Origin of the sequence: Citrobacter sp. S55_ASV_140 (genome assembly GCF_018919505.1) — a bacterium.
GTDB classification, from domain to species: Bacteria; Pseudomonadota; Gammaproteobacteria; order Enterobacterales; family Enterobacteriaceae; genus Citrobacter; species Citrobacter werkmanii.
This window is the reverse complement of the sequence record NZ_JAHLQZ010000028.1, coordinates 21,850-36,742: the sequence shown is the minus strand read 5'-3', so window position 1 is coordinate 36,742 and position 14,893 is coordinate 21,850. Positions and strand designations below refer to the sequence as shown.

The following is a 14,893-nucleotide window of genomic DNA, read 5'->3' as shown; positions in this document are numbered from 1 at the left end:
ATTGGTCAGATCGGCGCGGGCACCGTTCGTGCGCCGCTGGCCTGCTTTGAGCTGGCTCTGGAAGCGCTGGCTGAAAGTATGGGCATTAGCTAAGAGAGCCGCGCATGATGATCATCCGTCCTCTGATGGGCAGTCAGCAGTCTCCGGATTTTCGCCAGTCATGGCAGCTATCCGGGATCTGGCGGCGCTCGATTAACCTTGTGGCCGAAGGGGGCGCACTGTTAACGCTGCACCGCCAGGGCAGTGGTTTTAGCCCGGGAGGATGGGTGATCCGTGCGCCTGACTTTGATGCGCTGCGTACGGCGTTAAGCGGTAGCGAAACCCCTCAGGCTGTCCCCGAGGGGATTGTGCTGGGACCGTTTCTGTTACGCCAACCGCAGCGTTGTTGTTCGTTGAAAATAACGTCCCGTCCACATGCCCCGCGCCTTGCATCCGCCTGGATGGATCGCGGCGAGGAAACGGGATTATTCGGGCCGTTAATGCTGGCGGCAAATTTGCCTTTGTGCCCCGAGTTACGTCAGTTCCGCCATTGCTTTTTCTCGGCGCTGGCTGGCTTGTCGACAGACTGGCGGCAGTGGTTAGGCAAGGGGCCAGGTTTAACGCCCAGTCATGATGATACGCTGACCGGAATGCTGCTGGCCGCCTGGTATTTCGGCGCGCTGAATAAGGATTCCGGCCATCGTTTCTTTGAATATTCCGGCAATCTTCAACTGGCGACGACTGTGGTTAGCGTGAGCTACTTACGCTACGCGGCATTAGGGTACTTCGCTTCACCTTTGCTCCACTTCACTCATGCTTTGGGCCGACACCAAAGGATGGACGCGGCGATAAATTCGCTGCTGGCGCTCGGGCATACCTCCGGCGCAGACACCTTGTTGGGGTTCTGGCTTGGGCAACAAATTATAGAAGGATAGGGAATGAAAACGCTGGTTGTTGCTCTTGGCGGCAACGCATTATTGCAGCGCGGCGAGGCGCTGACGGCAGAAAATCAATATCGTAATATTGCCAGCGCCGTACCTGCCCTGGCGCGTCTGGCACGTTCGTACCGCCTGGCCATCGTACATGGCAATGGGCCGCAGGTTGGTCTGTTGTCGTTACAGAATCTTGCCTGGAAAGAGGTTGAACCTTACCCGCTGGATGTGCTGGTGGCAGAGACTCAGGGCATGATTGGTTATATGTTGGCGCAAAGTCTGACCGCTGAACCGGAGATGCCGCCGGTGACCACAGTGTTAACGCGAATTGTGGTGTCTGAAGACGATCCCGCGTTTATGGCGCCGGAAAAATTTATCGGCCCGGTGTATTCGCCTGAAGAACAAACGCAACTGGAAGCCACCTACGGCTGGCATATGAAACGTGACGGCAAATACCTGCGTCGTGTTGTCGCCTCGCCTGAGCCTCGCCAGATCGTCGAAAGCGATGCCATTAAGCTCTTGCTCAAAGAAGGCCATGTGGTGATTTGTAGCGGCGGTGGCGGCGTGCCGGTGACCGGGGAAGGGGTAGGGTCTGAAGCGGTCATTGATAAGGATCTGGCGGCGGCATTGCTGGCTGAACAGATCGATGCCGACGGTCTGGTTATCCTCACCGATGCTGATGCGGTCTATGAGAACTGGGGCACGCCAGAGCAACGTGCGATTCGTCAAGCCTCTCCTGATGAACTGGCGCCGTTTGCTAAAGCCGATGGTTCGATGGGGCCAAAGGTGACAGCCGTAAGCGGATACGTGAAGCGACGTGGAAAACCCGCGTGGATTGGCGCGCTGTCTCGCATTGAAGACACGTTGGCGGGGAAAGCCGGAACCTGCATTCGTCTGTAAAAGTAACGGGAGGCGTGCGCAGGCGCACCTCCCGTATCGGTTTATTTCAGCTTTGACTGCGCCCAGATGATGCCGCTGGAATATTCCGGCGGCAGCAGGGGAATGAGCGCTTCCAGCGTGGCGCTAAGGCGCGCGGTATCGCTGTCGCTCAGATTCAGGTGTCCCACCTTACGCCCTTCGCGTACCTCTTTGTCATACCAGTGCAGATGCACCAGCGGCAGCTTCAGCCAGTCATAGTTCAGGTCGCTGCCGATCAGGTTTACCATCACCGAAGGATTGTTCACCACCGGCGTCGGCAACGGCAGGCCGGTAATGGCGCGCAGGTGCAGTTCAAACTGGCTGATGCTGGCGCCGTTTTGCGTCCAGTGCCCGCTGTTGTGTACGCGCGGAGCCAGTTCATTGATCAGCAAACCTTCCGGGGTGATGAAACACTCCATCGCCATCACACCGACATAGCCCAGCTCCTGCATGATGGCAGAGAGCATCGCTTCGGCCTGCGCCTGTTGTTTAGCGTTAGCCTGCGGAAATACCACGCTGGTGCGCAGAATGCCGTCCTGATGCAGGTTATGAGTCAGCGGATAGAAGACGGTGCTGCCGTCGTGCGCACGTGCGCCAACCAGCGAGACTTCACCGGAGAAGTTGATTCCTCGCTCGACGATGCACTCGCCGTAGCAGTCGTCTGGCAGTTGTTTGGTTTCATTCGCGCGTAAACGCCACTGTCCACGACCGTCGTAGCCGCCGACGCGACGCTTCACAATCGCCAACTCGCCGAGTTTGTCAAACACCGCAGACCATTCGATTTTATCCGCCAGCAGTTGCCATGGTGCGGTCGCCAGGTTGAGTTTGTCAAAAAGCTGTTTTTGCGTCAGACGGTCAGCAATAATCGGGAAGACGTCGCGGTTAACAAACGCCGGGTGACGCGCCAGTTCGCGAGTGAGCGCCGTTTCCGGCCAGCGCTCAATCTCAGCGGTAATCACGCTTTGTTGAAAAGGAACGGCAGCGGGTTCGGCGTCCAGCCCGACGGGCCAGACCGCAATCCCCAGCGGCTCACCGGCCTGACGCAGCATGCGTCCTAGCTGACCATTGCCGAGTACACAGACCTGCTTCATGCGACACCTCGCGGGTCCGGGTTCTCCAGTACCTCATCGGTTTGCGCTTTACGCCACTCAGCCAGACGCTGATGCAATTCTTTGTCGTGTGTTGCCAGAATTTGCGCGGCCAGCAGGGCCGCATTGGCTGCGCCCGCTTTGCCGATCGCCAGCGTGCCCACCGGAATACCGCGAGGCATCTGTACGATGGAGTAGAGACTGTCTACGCCGCTCAACGCTGCGCTTTGTACCGGAACGCCTAAAACAGGCACCAGCGTTTTCGCCGCAATCATTCCTGGCAAATGTGCAGCACCACCGGCACCGGCAATAATCACCTGATAACCGTTTTCTTCAGCGCCTTCGGCGAAACTGAACAGTTTGTCTGGGGTACGGTGGGCGGAGACGACCTCAACATGGTGTGGAACGTCCAGCATTTCGAAGATTTCGGCGGCGAACTGCATGGTAGCCCAGTCGCTTTTGGACCCCATCACGATGGCGACACGCGCCGGATTATTGCGGGAAGACATGCGTCTGAAAACTCCTGTGGTGCACTACACTCGACTTTTGAGGGCACAGAGAATAGCATAATTCACCGTCAAGGAAAACGATTGCGCGCTTTACACTTCACTCTTCAAGCTGCCTCTTTGTTGGCTGCATCTGCTCACCCCAGTCACTTACTTTAGTCAGCTCCAGGGGATTCACGGATTTGCCGCCTCGATGCAACTCGAATAGTTTTGTGTAAAGAGGAACGGGGTATTTGCAGAATTAAAACGGGAATGCGATCAGTTCAACGTCGTGTGGTGTGACTTTGATCATCGAACCTTCGCTGTGCCAGGCGCCTAATACTACGCGGAAGGCGGGTTGCCCATTGGCCGTAAGTTCGTGGACTGCCGGACGGTGGGTATGACCGTGAATTAACCACTGGGCCTGATGTTTTTCCAGCTCGGCAATAACGGCCTGCTGATTCACATCCATGATCTCCAGCGACTTACTGCTGTTGGCTGCTTTGCTGTTGGCGCGCATTTTCGCGGCAATACGTTGGCGAATGAACAATGGCAGGGCGAGGAATAGTTTTTGTAGCCAGTGTTGATGCACTTTGGCGCGAAACGCCTGATAGCCAGCATCGTCGGTGCATAACGTATCGCCATGCATGATCAGCACCTTGCGACCATACAGATCGAGCACTTTCTCTTCGGGCAGTAAGGTCATGCCGCTCTCACGGGCAAAACGTTTGCCAAGCAGAAAATCACGGTTGCCGTGAATAAAAAAGCAGGGAACGCCGGAATCAACCAGTGCTTTTATCGCTGCGGCTATTTGATGATGCAGTGGATTAGGGTCGTCGTCGCCAATCCAGGCTTCGAACAGGTCGCCGAGAATGTACAGCGCATCGGCTTGTCGCGCATCACCGGCTAAAAAACGCAGAAAACCGGCGGTGATCGCCGGTTCTTCTGTGCAGAGGTGAAGATCTGCAATAAACAGTGTCGCCACGATTACTCGCTGACGGTCACGTTTTCGATGATGACGTCTTCTTTCGGCACATCCTGATGCATCCCGCTGCGACCAGTGGAAACGCCTTTGATTTTATCAACCACGTCCATGCCTTCAACAACTTCAGCAAACACGCAGTAACCCCAACCTTGCATGCTTTCGCCAGAGAAGTTCAGGAAGTCATTGTCAGCAACGTTGATGAAGAACTGTGCGGTTGCGGAGTGCGGAGCCTGAGTACGCGCCATTGCCAGCGTACCACGGGTGTTTTTCAGACCGTTGTTCGCTTCGTTTTTGATCGCTTCTTTCGTGGCTTTTTGCTTCATGCCCGGCTCGAAACCACCGCCCTGGATCATGAAACCGTTAATAACACGGTGGAAAATGGTGTTGTTATAAAAACCTTCGCGGCAGTAGTCCAGGAAGTTTTTAACTGTTTCAGGCGCTTTATCATCAAACGTTTTGATTACGATATCGCCGTGATTAGTGTGGAAAGTAACCATTTTTGCATCCTGTTCCGATAGATTGGTGCTTCGACCCTGGTAAGGGTCAGAGTTAGGGGTGTGTTATAGCATAACCGCAAGCTGCGATCACCTTGCAAAGTGTGCTGCTTCGATTACGAATAATATGTATTATACGGATATTATTACCCACACACGTCTACACGGAATCTTCGATGTTAAAAATCTTTAATACACTGACGCGCCAAAAAGAGGAATTCAAACCTATTCATGCCGGGGAAGTCGGCATGTACGTGTGTGGTATTACCGTTTACGATCTCTGTCATATTGGCCACGGACGTACTTTCGTTTCTTTCGACGTCGTTGCGCGTTATCTGCGCTTCCTCGGCTATAAGCTGAAGTATGTGCGCAACATTACCGATATCGACGACAAAATCATCAAGCGCGCGAATGAAAACGGCGAGAGCTTTGTCGCGCTGGTCGATCGAATGATTGCGGAAATGCATAGCGATTTCGATGCGCTGAATATTCTGCGCCCGGATCTGGAACCTCGCGCTACGCATCATATCGCCGAGATTATTGAGATCACCGAACAACTGATCGCCAAAGGTCACGCCTATGTTGCCGATAATGGCGACGTGATGTTCGATGTCCCGACTGATCCGAATTACGGTCAGTTGTCACGCCAGGATCTGGATCAACTGCAGGCAGGCGCACGCGTTGACGTGGTTGACGTGAAGCGCAACCCGATGGACTTCGTGTTATGGAAAATGTCCAAAGAGGGTGAACCGAGCTGGCCATCTCCGTGGGGCGCTGGTCGTCCGGGCTGGCATATCGAGTGTTCGGCGATGAACTGCAAACAGTTGGGCAACCATTTTGATATTCACGGTGGCGGCTCCGACCTGATGTTCCCGCACCATGAAAACGAAATTGCCCAGTCCACCTGTGCGCACGATGGCGAATACGTGAACTACTGGATGCACTCCGGGATGGTGATGGTTGACCGCGAGAAAATGTCCAAATCGCTGGGCAACTTCTTTACCGTGCGCGACGTGCTGAAATACTACGACGCCGAAACCATTCGCTACTTCCTGATGTCAGGGCATTACCGTAGCCAGTTGAACTACAGCGAAGAGAACCTGAAACAGGCGCGTTCTGCGCTGGAACGTCTGTACACTGCGCTGCGCGGCACTGACAAATCCGTTGCCCCTGCGGGTGGCGAGGCCTTTGAAGCGCGTTTCATTGAAGCGATGGACGACGACTTCAACACCCCGGAAGCGTACTCCGTGCTGTTTGATATGGCGCGTGAAGTTAACCGCCTGAAGGGTGAAGATATGGCGGCGGCGAACGGTATGGCTGCGCATCTGCGTAAGCTCTCCAGCGTGCTGGGCTTGCTGGAACAGGATCCAGAAGCATTCCTGCAAAGCGGCGCGCAGGCGGATGACGGTGAAGTCGCCGAAATTGAAGCGTTAATCCAGCAGCGTCTGGACGCCCGTAAGGCGAAAGACTGGGCGGCGGCCGACGCCGCGCGTGACCGTCTCAACGAGATGGGCATCGTGCTGGAAGATGGTCCGCAGGGCACCACCTGGCGTCGTAAGTAACTCTGTAATGCCCGGTGGCACCTACGCTTACCGGGCCTACAAAAGAGCGAGTGTAGGCCGGATAAGACGCAGCGCGTCGCATCCGGCAGATTAATATTTTCGATACCACCACAGCACACCCATCATCATTCCGAAATAATCACCTGATGCCCGTAAGGGGTCGCATAGCGTGACAGCGCGAACGGCGCGACTTTAATCACCTGCCACGGCGCGAAAAAGCGTTCATCCGACCACGGCCACAGCCAGCCGACGCCTTTGCCGCCGGTGGTGACAGAATCCAGCACACTGTGCGATAGCAGTGAAACTGTCAGGAATAGCCAGCAGCGAATCAATCCGGCTTTAAACCATCGTCGGCCAATCAATACGCAAAGTAGCGGCACGACAAAGGCGAACAGCAGTGAGTGGGTAAATCCACGGTGGCCAAACACGTTGCCGTAGGCGACGCCAAGCTTAAATGACAGCACGTCGGCATCCGGCAGCATCGCCAGAATGACGCCAGTAAACAGTAATCGTGGGGGGATGACTTTAAGTCCGAGACCTAATCCTAAACAGAGTGGAACGGCCGCGTGAGTAACGATGGTTGGCATGATGTTCGCTTCATGTGGGAAAACGACATGCTAACTGTTCACTGTGAAGTGGGGATGAAGTTATTATCTGAAAATGAGACGGGGAAGCGGCCGGACAGGGCGTTAACCTCATCCGGCACTTGGGGTCACGCTACGATGTTAATGCTGTGGCCTTCAAAGCTGACGGTCTGTCCGGCAACGATTTTACAGCGTTTGCGCGTTTCAACCGCGCCATCGACCTTCACCAAGCCTTCGCCAATAGCGATCTTTGCCTGGGCGCCGCTTTCGCTCCAGCCTTCCAGCTTCAGCAAATCGCAGAGTTCAACGTGTGGGTGCTTACCCAGTGAAAATGTGGCCATCTTAAACGTCCTTTACATCATGGTATTCAACACACGCCTGTAGCGTGTTTTCGATAAGTGTGGCGACAGTCATTGGGCCTACGCCGCCCGGTACTGGCGTGATATATGACGCACGTGCGGCTGCATCTTCAAAGACCACATCGCCCACTACTTTACCATTCTCCAGACGGTTGATGCCGACATCAATCACAATCGCACCTTCTTTGATCCACTCGCCGGGTATAAAGCCCGGTTTGCCGACAGCAACAATCAGCAGGTCCGCATGCTCTACGTGGCGACGCAGATCTTTGGTGAATCGGTGGGTGACCGTAGTGGTGCAACCAGCCAGCAGCAGCTCCATGCTCATCGGGCGACCGACAATATTTGAAGCGCCAATCACTACGGCGTTCAGACCATAGGTATCGATGTTGTAACGCTCAAGCAGAGTGACAATCCCGCGCGGAGTACATGGACGCAGACGCGGCGCGCGTTGACACAGACGACCAACGTTATACGGGTGGAAACCGTCTACGTCTTTATCTGGTGCGATACGTTCCAGCACCTTAACGTTGTCGATACCTGCCGGTAATGGCAGTTGTACCAGGATACCGTCGATGGTGGTATCTGCGTTGAGCGTATCGATCAGCTCAAGAAGCTCCGCCTCGCTGGTGGTTTCAGGCAGGTCATATGAGCGGGAGACAAACCCCACTTCGTCACAGGCTTTGCGTTTACTCGCGACATAAATCTGCGAAGCCGGGTTGCTGCCTACCAGCACAACAGCCAGGCCCGGGGCGCGTAATCCAGCCGCTAAACGCGCCTGAACTTTTTGAGCAACCTCAGAGCGCACCTGCTGCGCAATCGTTTTACCGTCAATAATCTTTGCTGCCATCAGAGAGAGGATTCCATCTGTTACGTTAAATCGAAGGGGATGTCACTATTTTGTCAGAAGCAGAACGTGCTGTCAGTTTTCGTTTGCGTTTTTACGTGCGATCGCGGGGAGAGCGGTCAGTGAGCAGGGGCAGTTCAGTCGCTGAAGCCCTGCGCATCATTCATGATCATGCTAATTAAATTTAACGTCAATGAAACAACTCATCACCCTGGTGTTTTCAAGGTTAATGCACCATAAACCAGTCTGTTACGTTTGATTATGATGTCTTTACCTCATTTTTACTCGGATTTTTCCTGGATCCCAATAAGAATTAGCCAGGGCCATTAAAAGGATTTGCAGGTATTTTTCATTAATTTAAATGTTTAATTTAACGCTGTGACGAAATAGTCATATTCGCGAAGATTAATTAGTGAATCAAATACTCGGAGAGTTGGGTAAAGGTTAGCTAATTCTCTTGCGATATATATCTTTACAGGATGCAGAGATAATTCGCCTGACATTTAATGTCGATAATGATTCAAACGGATCCCGCAGGACGCCGGAGCCGGATGTGTGTAATTCAAGGGAAATCCATGAAACGTAAATTAATAGCCTCTTCTGTTATTGCCAGCCTGATGTTAGTCGCGGGCGCAGCGGTTGCGGCCGATCCGGCGGCGACCGATCCGGTAAGCGTTAGCGGCGGTACTGTTCATTTTGAAGGTGAACTGGTCAATGCAGCCTGTGCCGTCAGCACTCAGTCATCCGATCAGGTTGTTACGTTAGGCCAGTATCGTACCGCCAGTTTTACTGCAGTCGGTGATACCACGGCACAAATCCCGTTCACTATCGTACTGAACGACTGCGACCCGAAAGTGGCTGCGACCGCCGCGGTTGCTTTCTCTGGCCAGACCGACATCACTAACAATAACCTGCTGGCCGTTTCCTCCTCGGATAACAGCACTACCGCGGGCGGTGTAGGGATTGAAATTCTGGACAATACGTCCACGGCGCTGAAGCCGGATGGAGCAACCTTCTCTACCGCTCAGGCGCTGGTAGAAGGGACCAACACCCTGCGTTTCTCTGCCCGTTATAAAGCGACCGCGACCAGCGCTACGCCGGGTCAGGCGAATGCCGACGCGACGTTTATCATGAAGTACGAATAAGCCGTTCAGATTCGCGCAAGGATGATGTTCGCCTCATTGGATGAGGCAATATCCGGGGATGAAAAAGGATGCGGCAGATGATAGGGAAAGGCGTGGCGCTGGCGGGAATGCTGTGCGTAATGCCTGCGCTTGCTCATACGGTAATACTGGAAAGCGGACGCCTCCACTTACGGGGACAGCTCGTTAACGGCGCCTGTACGGTCGCCACCGACAGCCAGAATTTGCGGGTGCAAATGGGGCAATATCGTACCAATGCCTTCTCCGGAACGGGAAGCTTTGCCTCTACCAGCGTACCGTTTTCACTGCGATTAACGTCGTGCAGTTCTGATGTTTATGACCACGTCGGGATTGCGTTTGCCGGTGTGACGCCAGCGGAAGATCCGCAGGTTTTTCTGGCCAGCGGCGATGCGTCTGCATCTTCGGGGGTTGGTCTGGCGTTATTTGACGAGCGACAACGGCAAATAATTCCTAATGCGCTACCGCTTCATTACGCGCCGATTATCACCCAAGAGATGACGTTTCATTTCACTGCTCGCTATCGGGCCGTCTCGGAAAATATCACACCGGGAATACTTCGTTCAGACGTGTGGTTTACGTTGGTTTATCCCTGATTTATTTCCCAACGATAATCGCATCAAAGGTATTTGTAGCTATGTTTAATAATCTAAAATCAGGTTTTATCCTTTTACTGGCCTTATTTTCTGCTGCCAGTGTGCAGGCAGCCGGCGGCATTGCATTAGGCGCTACCCGTGTTATTTATCCAGCTGATGCCAAGCAAACTTCGCTGTCTATTAGCAATAGCGATACCAAAGAACGTTACCTGGTAAATTCATGGATCGAGAATAGCGCAGGGGTTAAAGAAAAATCGTTTGTCGTGACGCCTCCGTTGTTTGTCAGTGAGGCTAAAAGTGAAAACACGTTGCGTATCATCTACGCAGGCGCGCCGCTGCCAAAAGACCGTGAATCGCTGTTCTGGATGAACGTGAAAGCCATTCCGTCAGTCAACAAGAACAGCCTTGAGGGTAAAAACGTTCTGCAGCTGGCGATTTTGTCGCGCATTAAACTTTTTGTCCGCCCAAATAATCTGCCGCACATCCCGGAAGATGCCCCCGGCATGCTGCAGTTTTCCCGTTCCGGCAACCACCTGAAAATCAACAATCCGTCTGCGTATTACGTCACCCTGGTCAACCTCAATGTGGGGAAAACGAAGATCGATAACGTCATGGTTGCGCCGAAAAGCGATACGCAGGTGCTGCTGCCAACGGGCGTACAGGGCAACGTTACCTTCCAGACGGTCAATGATTATGGCGCGGTGACCACCGCCCAAACGGTAAGCGTGCGTTGAGATAACGATGAATAAGACAACGTATTTTCCTGACCTGTTACCGGGGGTTACGCCACCGCTGGCGGGGGTGGCGTTGTCCACGCTGGCGGCGCTCTTTCCCTCTTTAAGCCATGGGGAAAGCTATTTCAATCCGGCATTTTTATCTGCGGATACGGCAACCGTGGCGGATTTATCACGTTTTGAAAAAGGTAATCATCAGCCTGAAGGCGTTTATCGTGTGGATATCTGGCGCAATGATGAATTCGTTGCTACCCAGGACATTCATTTTGCCAGCAGTGCGGGAAAGGCAGGGGAGAAGTCTGGCGGACTGATGCCATGCTTTGGACTCGACTGGGTAAAACGCCTGGGCGTTAATATTGCCGCGTTTCCGGCACTCAGTCAGGATCCGAACGCGACCTGTATCAATTTGCCTGAGGCGATTCCCGGCAGTGAAGTTGCCTTTGATTTTTCTACTTTGCGCTTAAACATCAGTCTGCCGCAGGCGTCGATGTTAAACAGCGCGCGCGGCTACATTCCACCGGACGAATGGGATGAAGGGATCCCGGCGGCGCTGATTAATTATAACTTTACCGGTAGCCGTGGGAGCGATACTGACAGCTATTTCCTGAGCATGTTGAGTGGCCTGAACTATGGACCCTGGCGGCTAAGGAACAACGGTGCGTGGAGCTATTCCAAAGGTGACGGATACCATTCACAAAGCTGGAAAAACATCGGTACATGGCTTCAGCGCGCGGTTATCCCGCTGAAGGGTGAACTGGTGATGGGCGACAGCAATACCGGAAATGACGTTTTTGACAGCGTCGGTTTTCGTGGCGCGCGACTCTATTCCTCAGACAGCATGTATCCCGACAGCTTACAAGGCTACGCGCCTACCGTACGTGGCATTGCGCGTACCGCAGCGAAACTGACTATTCGTCAGAATGGCTACGTGATTTATCAAAGTTATGTTTCACCGGGCGCTTTTGCGATAACCGATCTTAACCCGACCTCCTCCAGCGGTGACCTTGAGGTGACGGTGGATGAGAAAGACGGTAGCCAGCAGCGCTATACGGTGCCGTACTCCACGGTTCCGTTGTTACAGCGAGAAGGGCGTTTCAAGTATGACGTGATTGCCGGGGATTTTCGCAGCGGCAATAGCCAGCAATCCTCACCGTTCTTTTTCCAGGGAACATTAATCGCCGGGTTACCAGAGGGGTATACCGCTTATGGTGGTACGCAGTTAGCCTCACGTTACACTGCGGTAGTTTTAGGTACTGGCCGAAATCTGGGGGATTGGGGGGCAGTTTCCGTCGATTTAACCCATGCGCGCAGCCAACTGGCGGATGACAGTACGCACCAGGGGCAGTCTCTGCGTTTCCTGTATGCGAAGTCATTGAACAATTTTGGCACTAACTTTCAGCTGTTGGGCTACCGCTACTCTACGCGTGGCTTCTATACCCTCGACGACGTCGCGTATCGCAGTATGGAAGGCTATGAGTACGAATACGACAGCGAAGGCAATCGCCACGACGTGCCGGATGTGAAGAGTTACCACAATCTGAGCTACAGAAAGAAAGGCCGTTTTCAGATCAACATTTCGCAGAATCTGGGGGATTACGGATCGCTGTATATCTCAGGTAGCCAGCAAACGTACTGGAATACCTCAGACACCAATACCTGGTATCAACTGGGCTATGCCAGTGGTTGGCAGGGGATTAGCTATTCACTCTCCTGGTCGTGGAATGAATCAGTCGGCATCTCCGACACCGACCGCATTATGGCGTTCAATATGTCAATCCCGTTCAGCCTGCTGAGCGGGCGGCGTTACTCGCGTGATAATGCCTTCGATCGCACCTACGCCACCTTTAATGCCAACCGCAATAGCAACGGACAAAATAGCTGGCAGAGCGGGATCGGCGGTACGTTGCTGGATGGCCGTAACCTGAGCTATAGCGTGAATCAGGGTCACAGCAGTACTAATGGTTACAGCGGAAACGCCAGCGCTAACTGGCAGGCGGCCTATGGCACGCTGGGCGTGGGATACAACTACGACCGCGACCAGCATGACTACAACTGGCAGCTCGCCGGCGGTGTGATAGGGCATGAGGACGGCATTACGCTTAGTCAGCCGCTCGGCGATACCAATGTGTTGATCAAAGCGCCAGGCGCTCAGGGCGTGCGGATAGAAAACCAGACCGGCGTGCAGACCGACTGGCGTGGATACGCGGTGATGCCGTATGCCACCGTCTATCGCTATAACCGCGTCGCGTTAGACACCAATTCGATGAACAACAATACCGATGTGGAAAACAACGTCAGCAGCGTCGTGCCAACGCAAGGAGCATTGGTGCGAGCGGCGTTTGATACACGTATCGGTGTGCGGGCGCTGATGACGGCGAAATATGCCGGTAAACCTGTGCCATTTGGCTCCGTGGTACGTGAAAACACCAGCGGCGTGACCAGTATGGTGGGTGAAGACGGGCAAATTTACCTGAGCGGCCTGCCGCTTAAAGGCGAGTTGCTGATCCAATGGGGGGAAGGCGCAAAAGCTCGTTGCGTGGCGCATTATGCCTTGCCTGAAGAGAGCCTGAAACAGGCGGTGACGCTCACGAATGTGACGTGCGAATCGCCAGCGGCACGACAGGAATAATACGATGAAACGACAAACAGGTTTGTTACTGGCAAGCGCGTTACTGCTGATGGCGCAACCGTCCTGGGCAACGGTCTGCCAAAATTCGAATGGCACACCAACGGATGTTTTTTACGATCTGTCGAATGTCTTTAACAGCAGCAACAACCAGCCGGGACAGGTGGTAACGTTGCCGGAAAAATCAGGCTGGATTGGCGTCAATGCCACCTGTCCGGCAGGGACGACGGTGGATTATACCTATCGAAGTTATGTCACTGAACTTCCGGTTCAAAGTACCGAGGGCGGTTTTCAGTACCTGAAACTCAATGACTACCTGCTGGGGGCTATGAGCATCACCGACAGTTACGCCGGGTTGTTTTATCCCCCGCGTAACTATATCCGCATGGGGACTCACCCTAACGTGCCGAAGCAGCAACCTTTTGGCGTAATGGATTCAAAGCTGGTGTTTAAACTCAAAGTGATCCGCTCATTTATTAACATGGTGCCTATTCCCCGGCAGACGATGTTCAGAGTCTATGTCACCACCAGTACCGGAGATGCGCTGAGTACGCCGGTTTACACCATTAGCTACAGCGGTAAGGTGGAGGTTCCACAAAACTGCGAAGTGAACGCCGGACAGATTGTCGAGTTTGATTTTGGCGATATTGGCGCATCGCTGTTTAGCAAGGCGGGCGCGGGCAACAAGCCCGAAGGTATCAATCCGCAGACTAAAACGGTGGCCATAAAATGCACCAACGTTGCCGCTCAGGCCTACTTGACCATGCGGGTAGAAGCGGAGAAAGCCTCCGGGCAAATGATGGTTTCAAACAACCCGGATTTAGGTTTCATTGTTGCCGACAGCAGCGGTAATCCGCTAACGCCTAACAATCTGTCCAGCACTATTCCATTTCAACTGGACGACAACGCCGCGGCGAGTGTTGGGATCCGGACATGGCCGGTCAGCGTGACGGGTAATAAACCCACGGAAGGGCCTTTTACTGCCCGTGGCTATCTGCGAGTGGACTATGACTAATAAGCAAAAGCCCGCCGCATGGGCATTTCTGGCGATTATGCCGATGCTGGCATTCAGCGCGTTATGCCAGGCCGCCTCGTCGCTGGGAGAAATCAATATTGAACTGCGCGGTAACGTGGTGGATTTTACCTGCGCGGTGATTGCCAGCGACAGCAATAAGTCGGTTGATTTAGGTACCAGGCCGACAAAGCAGTTACAGACCAGCGGAGACACCACCCAACCGGTCTCGTTTACGCTGAAGCTTGAAGGCTGCCCGCCGGGATCCGCGTCGATAACGTTCTCCGGGACCCCGGCCCCAGGTACTACGCTACTGGCGCTCGATAACGCGCTTATGGCGCAAAAGGTGGCGATTGAGCTGCGCGATAGCGACCGGACGCGATTGCCGCTTGAGCAGGCCAGCCAGACCGTCGGTATTGATGAGAATGGCAATGCCACGCTGACTTTTTTTGCCAACTATATCGCGCTGGCTGATGGGGTGCAGCCCGGGGTCGCCAGGGCCGATGCCACGTTTATGATTAACTATAACTAA

The 14,893-nt window shown here is 53.9% G+C and carries 17 protein-coding genes; 10 read left to right on the top strand and 7 right to left on the bottom strand.

The features are described 5' to 3' along the window. The 3 genes from KQJ18_RS24630 to KQJ18_RS07215 all read left to right on the top strand — a co-directional run. A partial coding sequence (locus tag KQJ18_RS24630) for a hypothetical protein (RefSeq protein ID WP_253297464.1) occupies positions 1-93 on the top strand: 93 nt, incomplete at its 5' end. Positions 94-104: 11 nt separating this feature from the next. Further along, positions 105-914, top strand: a complete 810-nt coding sequence (locus tag KQJ18_RS07220; protein WP_085047597.1) for a DUF2877 domain-containing protein — start codon at positions 105-107, stop codon at positions 912-914. A gap of 3 nt (positions 915-917) precedes the next feature. After that, positions 918-1,811 (top strand): carbamate kinase, encoded by an 894-nt coding sequence (locus KQJ18_RS07215; RefSeq protein ID WP_085047596.1) that lies wholly within the window; start codon positions 918-920, stop codon positions 1,809-1,811. Between the two features lie 41 nt (positions 1,812-1,852). On the opposite strand, the gene purK is transcribed toward KQJ18_RS07215, so the two are convergent. The 4 genes from purK to ppiB form a co-directional block, all read right to left on the bottom strand. Beyond that, positions 1,853-2,920 carry a 5-(carboxyamino)imidazole ribonucleotide synthase gene (gene purK / locus KQJ18_RS07210; protein WP_216421727.1) on the bottom strand — a complete coding sequence of 356 codons (1,068 nt, stop codon included), beginning with the start codon at positions 2,918-2,920 and terminating at the stop codon, positions 1,853-1,855. After that, positions 2,917-3,426 (bottom strand): 5-(carboxyamino)imidazole ribonucleotide mutase, encoded by a 510-nt coding sequence (purE, locus tag KQJ18_RS07205; RefSeq protein ID WP_042309959.1) that lies wholly within the window; start codon positions 3,424-3,426, stop codon positions 2,917-2,919. Before purE ends, purK begins: the two co-directional genes overlap by 4 nt. A 238-nt stretch (positions 3,427-3,664) precedes the next feature. Then, positions 3,665-4,387, bottom strand: a complete 723-nt coding sequence (lpxH, locus tag KQJ18_RS07200; RefSeq protein WP_110498605.1) for a UDP-2,3-diacylglucosamine diphosphatase — start codon at positions 4,385-4,387, stop codon at positions 3,665-3,667. A 2-nt stretch (positions 4,388-4,389) separates the two neighbouring features. Further along, the gene (ppiB, locus tag KQJ18_RS07195) at positions 4,390-4,884 is read right to left on the bottom strand and encodes a peptidylprolyl isomerase B (RefSeq protein WP_003021875.1); all 495 of its coding nucleotides are present in this window, start codon (positions 4,882-4,884) and stop codon (positions 4,390-4,392) included. Between the two features lie 173 nt (positions 4,885-5,057). On the opposite strand from ppiB, the gene cysS reads away from it, so the two are divergent. Then, a complete protein-coding gene (gene cysS, locus KQJ18_RS07190; protein WP_003831109.1) occupies positions 5,058-6,443 on the top strand; it encodes a cysteine--tRNA ligase in 1,386 nt (461 codons plus the stop codon). Positions 6,444-6,568: 125 nt separating this feature from the next. Here cysS and KQJ18_RS07185 read toward each other — a convergent pair whose 3' ends face one another. The 3 genes from KQJ18_RS07185 to folD all read right to left on the bottom strand — a co-directional run bounded on the left by KQJ18_RS07185 (position 6,569) and on the right by folD (position 8,236). Then, positions 6,569-7,030 (bottom strand): metal-dependent hydrolase, encoded by a 462-nt coding sequence (locus tag KQJ18_RS07185; RefSeq protein ID WP_216421726.1) that lies wholly within the window; start codon positions 7,028-7,030, stop codon positions 6,569-6,571. 125 nt (positions 7,031-7,155) lie between these two features. Beyond that, positions 7,156-7,368, bottom strand: a complete 213-nt coding sequence (gene ybcJ / locus KQJ18_RS07180; protein WP_085047592.1) for a ribosome-associated protein YbcJ — start codon at positions 7,366-7,368, stop codon at positions 7,156-7,158. A 1-nt stretch (position 7,369) separates the two neighbouring features. Next, on the bottom strand, positions 7,370-8,236 hold the full coding sequence (folD, locus tag KQJ18_RS07175) for a bifunctional methylenetetrahydrofolate dehydrogenase/methenyltetrahydrofolate cyclohydrolase FolD (RefSeq protein ID WP_003021887.1): 867 nt from the start codon (positions 8,234-8,236) through the stop codon (positions 7,370-7,372). A gap of 572 nt (positions 8,237-8,808) precedes the next feature. On the opposite strand from folD, the gene fimA reads away from it, so the two are divergent. The 6 genes from fimA to sfmF all read left to right on the top strand — a co-directional run bounded on the left by fimA (position 8,809) and on the right by sfmF (position 14,893). Beyond that, on the top strand, positions 8,809-9,378 hold the full coding sequence (gene fimA / locus KQJ18_RS07170) for a type 1 fimbrial major subunit FimA (RefSeq protein WP_038638492.1): 570 nt from the start codon (positions 8,809-8,811) through the stop codon (positions 9,376-9,378). A 77-nt stretch (positions 9,379-9,455) separates the two neighbouring features. After that, positions 9,456-9,989 carry a type 1 fimbrial protein subunit FimI gene (gene fimI, locus KQJ18_RS07165; protein WP_087857085.1) on the top strand — a complete coding sequence of 178 codons (534 nt, stop codon included), beginning with the start codon at positions 9,456-9,458 and terminating at the stop codon, positions 9,987-9,989. 41 nt (positions 9,990-10,030) lie between these two features. Continuing rightward, on the top strand, positions 10,031-10,723 hold the full coding sequence (fimC, locus tag KQJ18_RS07160) for a type 1 fimbria chaperone FimC (RefSeq protein WP_087857086.1): 693 nt from the start codon (positions 10,031-10,033) through the stop codon (positions 10,721-10,723). Between the two features lie 7 nt (positions 10,724-10,730). Further along, entirely contained in the window at positions 10,731-13,352 is a 2,622-nt protein-coding gene (locus KQJ18_RS07155; RefSeq protein WP_216421724.1) for a fimbrial biogenesis usher protein, read from the top strand. A 4-nt stretch (positions 13,353-13,356) separates the two neighbouring features. Beyond that, positions 13,357-14,364 carry a type 1 fimbria D-mannose specific adhesin FimH gene (gene fimH / locus KQJ18_RS07150; protein ID WP_038638504.1) on the top strand — a complete coding sequence of 336 codons (1,008 nt, stop codon included), beginning with the start codon at positions 13,357-13,359 and terminating at the stop codon, positions 14,362-14,364. Further along, complete coding sequence (gene sfmF / locus KQJ18_RS07145) at positions 14,357-14,893, top strand: fimbria assembly protein (protein ID WP_185655561.1); 537 nt, start codon at positions 14,357-14,359, stop codon at positions 14,891-14,893. Before fimH ends, sfmF begins: the two co-directional genes overlap by 8 nt.

Bases quoted from the DNA above. Each gene is read 5' to 3' on its own strand.
- KQJ18_RS07185 (WP_216421726.1), bottom strand. From the start codon at position 7,030: ATGCCAACCATCGTTACTCACGCGGCCGTTCCACTCTGTTTAGGATTA.
- KQJ18_RS07215 (WP_085047596.1), top strand. From the start codon at position 918: ATGAAAACGCTGGTTGTTGCTCTTGGCGGCAACGCATTATTGCAGCGC.
- fimC (WP_087857086.1), top strand. From the start codon at position 10,031: ATGTTTAATAATCTAAAATCAGGTTTTATCCTTTTACTGGCCTTATTT.
- cysS (WP_003831109.1), top strand. From the start codon at position 5,058: ATGTTAAAAATCTTTAATACACTGACGCGCCAAAAAGAGGAATTCAAA.
- fimA (WP_038638492.1), top strand. From the start codon at position 8,809: ATGAAACGTAAATTAATAGCCTCTTCTGTTATTGCCAGCCTGATGTTA.
- purK (WP_216421727.1), bottom strand. From the start codon at position 2,920: ATGAAGCAGGTCTGTGTACTCGGCAATGGTCAGCTAGGACGCATGCTG.
- purE (WP_042309959.1), bottom strand. From the start codon at position 3,426: ATGTCTTCCCGCAATAATCCGGCGCGTGTCGCCATCGTGATGGGGTCC.
- fimH (WP_038638504.1), top strand. From the start codon at position 13,357: ATGAAACGACAAACAGGTTTGTTACTGGCAAGCGCGTTACTGCTGATG.
- fimI (WP_087857085.1), top strand. From the start codon at position 9,456: ATGATAGGGAAAGGCGTGGCGCTGGCGGGAATGCTGTGCGTAATGCCT.
- KQJ18_RS07155 (WP_216421724.1), top strand. From the start codon at position 10,731: ATGAATAAGACAACGTATTTTCCTGACCTGTTACCGGGGGTTACGCCA.
- sfmF (WP_185655561.1), top strand. From the start codon at position 14,357: ATGACTAATAAGCAAAAGCCCGCCGCATGGGCATTTCTGGCGATTATG.
- ybcJ (WP_085047592.1), bottom strand. From the start codon at position 7,368: ATGGCCACATTTTCACTGGGTAAGCACCCACACGTTGAACTCTGCGAT.
- ppiB (WP_003021875.1), bottom strand. From the start codon at position 4,884: ATGGTTACTTTCCACACTAATCACGGCGATATCGTAATCAAAACGTTT.
- KQJ18_RS07220 (WP_085047597.1), top strand. From the start codon at position 105: ATGATGATCATCCGTCCTCTGATGGGCAGTCAGCAGTCTCCGGATTTT.
- folD (WP_003021887.1), bottom strand. From the start codon at position 8,236: ATGGCAGCAAAGATTATTGACGGTAAAACGATTGCGCAGCAGGTGCGC.